Source organism: Bradyrhizobium sp., from assembly GCF_016462955.1.
Lineage (GTDB): Bacteria > Pseudomonadota > Alphaproteobacteria > Rhizobiales > Xanthobacteraceae > Bradyrhizobium.
Genome location: NZ_JAEMSD010000500.1, coordinates 1410 through 4931, shown reverse-complemented (window position 1 = coordinate 4931; position 3522 = coordinate 1410). Strand labels below are relative to the sequence as shown.

The following is a 3522-nucleotide window of genomic DNA, read 5'->3' as shown; positions in this document are numbered from 1 at the left end:
CATCTCCACTCTGAAGTGCCTGCGTAGTACATACACCAAAGAAAAGAGGCATGTTTCTCGTTTTGCAGATACCTCATCTCCCCTGATGCAGAGCGAAAAGTCACGTCCGTGAAGCTACGATCTGGCGTTGCCGTGTAGCGAAGTGTAGCTCGCGAGCATGCCGACGACCATTAGAGGCTAGTCTCGTGTGGAGTCGTCGGCGGCTCCCTGCATCCCGAGATCCGCGAGATTCCCGGCCGCATGAACCACCGCATGCCCCGGCTCGAGAACGGCGAGATCCATCCCGATCCGACCGTGGTGTTCGCCGACCGTCACGACGTCGACCTGACGCCGGGCGGCGCGTTCGCGAAGATTTTGGGCTGCGAGAAGATCCGGGTCAATTCGCTGCACGGCCAGGGCATTCTCGAGCCCGGCAAGCGCGTGCTGATCGAGGGCATCGCCGAGGACGGCACCATCGAGGCGATTCGCATCTCCGAAGCGCCGACCTTCGCGCTCGGGGTGCAATGGCATGCGGAGTACGATCCGCAGCACAATCCCATCAACCGCAAGCTGTTCGAGGCCTTCGGCGAAGCCTTGGTCATGCGGCAGAAGGCGGCGGCTTAGAGTTGGCGTTCCGCTGCGTCACCAAGGGAACGCCGCGACGTGCGCCTTTGCAATCTCGCGCGGAATAACCAATCAGTAGGAATTGGTCCGAGACGTTTTTGCGGCCCTGATTTGTTCTTTGAGAACGAATTGGAGTCGAATGGAGAACGAAATCTGATGGCGCGGCCGCTCTGGTTGCGGAGGCAAGAACCTTCGCAGCGATTGCTGAGCGCTCTGCGGCTCGTGAGAGTTCATCGCCCGGAATTTTCGCGGGCAACTCGAGCTCGGCGACGCAAAGTCGCAACTGTCTTCGTCTCGAAACGAAAAGGCGCCTCCTTTCGGAAGCGCCTTTTGCTTGTCGCAGACAGTTCGGGCCGATCAGCCCGAATAGTACATCTCGAACTCGACCGGATGCGGGGTCATCTCGAAACGGGCGACTTCGGTCATCTTCAGCTCGATGTAAGCGTCGATGAAGTCGTCGTCGAACACGCCGCCGGCCTTGAGGAAGGCGCGGTCCTTGTCGAGGTTTTCCAGCGCCTCGCGAAGCGAGCCGCACACCGTCGGGATCTGCTTCAGCTCTTCCTTCGGCAGGTCGTAGAGGTCCTTGTCCATCGCCGGACCCGGATCGATCTTGTTCTTGATGCCGTCGAGGCCGGCCATCAGCATCGCGGCGAAGCCGAGATAGGGGTTGGCCATCGGATCGGGGAAGCGCACCTCGACGCGCTTGGCCTTCGGCGAAGCAGTGTAGGGGATGCGGCAGGAGGCCGAGCGATTGCGCGCGGAGTAGGCGAGCAGCACGGGAGCCTCGTAGCCCGGGACCAGGCGCTTGTAGGAGTTGGTCGACGGGTTGGTGAAGGCGTTGATCGCCTTGGCGTGCTTGATGATGCCGCCGATGTAGTGCAGGCAGGTCTCCGACAGGTCGGCATATTTGTTGCCGGCGAACACCGGCTTGCCTTCCTTCCAGATCGACTGGTGCACGTGCATGCCCGAGCCGTTGTCGCCATAGATCGGCTTCGGCATGAAGGTGGCGGTCTTGCCGTAGATGTGCGCGACCTGGTGGATGCAGTACTTGTAGATCTGCATGTGGTCGGCCATCAGCGTCAGCGTGTCGAACTTCATGCCGAGCTCGTGCTGGGCGGAGGCGACCTCGTGGTGATGCTTCTCGACCTTGACGCCCATCTTGGCCATGGCCCCGAGCATTTCCGAGCGCATGTCCTGCACGGAGTCCTGCGGCGGCACCGGGAAGTAGCCGCCCTTGGTGCGGATGCGATGGCCGAGATTGCCGCCCTCATATTCGGTGTCGGAGTTGGTCGGCAGCTCCGAGGAGTCGAGGCGGAAACCGGTCTTGTAGGGGTCGGCCGAATAGCGCACGTCGTCGAACACGAAGAACTCGGCCTCGGGGCCGACGAACACGGCATCGCCGACGCCCATCGACTTCACCATGGCCTCGGCCTTCTTGGCGATGCCGCGGGGATCGCGGTTGTAGGGCTCGCCCGTGGTCGGCTCGAGCACGTCGCAGGTGATGACCATGGTGGTCTCGGCGAAGAACGGATCGATCGTCGCGGTCACCGGATCAGGCATCAGGCACATGTCGGACTCGTTGATCGCCTTCCAGCCGGCGATCGAAGAGCCGTCGAACATCGTTCCTTCGGCGAAGATGTCTTCATCGATCATGCTGACGTCGAACGTCACATGCTGCCACTTGCCGCGCGGATCGGTGAAGCGCAGGTCGACGTACTTGACGTCGTTGTCCTTGATCGATTTCAGGACGTCTTTGGCGGTCTTCATGCATACCCCTTTTGGCTCTGCGGGTCGGTTTCCAGATGAGCAAAATTATTCTCGCTCGAGCGAGTTTTGCGCGACCGCACAAACGAAATCAGGCCGCCGAAGCAGCCTTCTTTCTAGTCGGAGTGTCGCAAAATGCGGGATAGCACCCGGCTCAGATAGCGTCCAGCCCGGATTCGCCGGTTCGGATGCGGATCGCCTCTTCGATATTGGAGACGAAGATCTTGCCGTCACCGATGCGGCCGGTTTGCGCGGCGCGGCGGATCGCATCGATGGCGCGCTCGACCAGATCGTCGCCGATCACGATCTCGATTTTTACCTTCGGCAGGAAGTCGACGATGTATTCTGCGCCGCGGTAGAGTTCGGCGTGACCCTTCTGCCGGCCAAAGCCCTTGGCCTCGGTCACGGTGATGCCCTGAAGGCCGACCTCCTGCAGCGCTTCCTTCACCTCGTCGAGCTTAAATGGCTTGATGATGGCTTCGATTTTCTTCACTGCGCGACTCCCGGCCTCTCGATCAAATGGCAACGTCTTCGTCAGGATGCGCATTTCTCAACGCACGATCTTGTCTTCTCTAAGCCGGACCCTGACCAGCCCGGCAACGACGGCCGGCCCCACCATCTAAGATGCCAGTGAGCACAACGAACCGAAGCGGCTTCCTCGAAAGCAGGGTCTATGCCAAGTTGCAAATCCCCTGATTATTGGAGCGTTATCAGCCTTCTAACGAGCATCTCTGAGTAGGACCGCCGATCTGCTCAAAATACCGAAGACTGTGAAATAGGCAAACGGTTCAATATGTGTGCAGATGGCTGTTCGTATCGTTGGATCGGCCCAAAAGATGCCTGTTGAAGAGGCGTTTGTACTAGGAAGAGGCATGGAAGTTCTAACCAACGCCGAAATGCAGCGCGCCGACCAGCTTTCGATCGCGGCCGGCACGCCCGGTTTCAAGCTGATGCTCAGCGCCGGCCAGGCAGTCGCTGCGGCTGCCCAGGCGCTGGTGGAGGAGGGACCGATCCTGATCGTGGCGGGTCCCGGGAACAATGGCGGGGACGGCTTCGTCGCCGCCGCCGAGCTCGCCGCCCAGGGGCGGGAGGTCTCGGTAATTCTGATGTGTGAGCGCGACCTGCTCCAGGGCGATGCCGCCTCCGCCGCACGTG

At 60.7% G+C, this 3522-nt stretch carries 3 protein-coding genes and 1 pseudogene; 2 read left to right on the top strand and 2 right to left on the bottom strand.

The genetic code is table 11. The features are described 5' to 3' along the window. Nucleotides 1-198: 198 nt before the first annotated feature. Nucleotides 199-603: pseudogene (locus tag JHD07_RS32825) on the top strand (gamma-glutamyl-gamma-aminobutyrate hydrolase family protein); the annotation flags it as partial. Nucleotides 604-960: 357 nt separating this feature from the next. On the opposite strand, the gene glnA reads toward JHD07_RS32825, so the two are convergent. Beyond that, entirely contained in the window at nt 961-2370 is a 1410-nt protein-coding gene (gene glnA / locus JHD07_RS32820; RefSeq protein WP_291629680.1) for a type I glutamate--ammonia ligase, read from the bottom strand. Between the two features lie 151 nt (nt 2371-2521). Then, on the bottom strand, nt 2522-2860 hold the full coding sequence (locus JHD07_RS32815) for a P-II family nitrogen regulator (protein ID WP_007603495.1): 339 nt from the start codon (nt 2858-2860) through the stop codon (nt 2522-2524). A 379-nt stretch (nt 2861-3239) separates the two neighbouring features. On the opposite strand from JHD07_RS32815, the gene JHD07_RS32810 reads away from it, so the two are divergent. Then, nucleotides 3240-3522 (top strand): NAD(P)H-hydrate epimerase (locus tag JHD07_RS32810; RefSeq protein ID WP_291629678.1); only part of this gene is annotated, 283 nt, incomplete at its 3' end.

Excerpts from the sequence above, each read along its gene's own strand:
- glnA (WP_291629680.1), bottom strand. The coding sequence starts at position 2,370 with ATGAAGACCGCCAAAGACGTCCTGAAATCGATCAAGGACAACGACGTC.